Annotated in this window: 2 protein-coding genes; both read right to left on the reverse strand. The window is 33.8% G+C overall.

Translation table 11 applies throughout. The annotated features are described in order from the left end of the window. Positions 1-410: NUDIX domain-containing protein (locus tag AC1DWN_RS34755; RefSeq protein ID WP_477563346.1), on the reverse strand; the 410-nt coding region annotated here is incomplete at its 3' end. A 66-nt stretch (positions 411-476) separates the two neighbouring features. Continuing rightward, the coding region (locus AC1DWN_RS34760; protein ID WP_477563347.1) for a DUF7336 domain-containing protein at positions 477-727 on the reverse strand (251 nt) is incomplete at its 5' end.

Consider the following 727-nt stretch of genomic DNA (forward strand, 5'->3'; position numbering starts at 1 on the left):
GGAAACATCAGAGCATTCCTTTTATCGACTTGCTGTAAAGTTTCAATTACTGTTGATATTTCCAACCATTCATATCCAATCTGTGCAACATCATCCTGTAAGTGTGTGATCTTGTCTTCAGCTCCAAAAGAACAGTGAAAGATGAATTCTATTGCATGCACTTGTTTAACTAAAAAAGAATACTCGTGATTATTAGAAATATATTCCCTAACACACACCAATTCATTTATATCCGCATTAATATTTAATTCTTCAGTGCATTCGCGTAGAATTGTATCTTCAATTGTCTCACCAGATTCTTGCCCGCCGCCGGGTAATGTATAATAAATACCTACATTATCAAGTTTTTTCTTAATAAACAGTAGCTTATTATCGTATTCAATAATTGCTTTAGCTGTATTCCTAACCAAAACCTCACCTCCAATTACTGATGTCACTCAACTAGCGTTTCTCGTTAGCTCAACGCAGAAAACAAGTTACTCAACCACTTGCTCATCCGCTTCTGACAATTTTATAAACCCTTCTGTCCAATCATCTTTGTCAATTTCATATTCACTAATATAAAAAGCATCTAAATAATCTCTAAAACCTGGAAGTGTTTTGTATCTTTCCACTACTGATTCTGCTTTTTCTTTTGATGAATAGGTTCCTATTAGTTTTGTCTCATCATACAATCCATCTTCCCCGACCTCATAAGAATGTTGAACTAAAAATATAGTTTTCATAT

Source organism: Paenibacillus sp. P4_A7 (assembly GCF_056402455.1).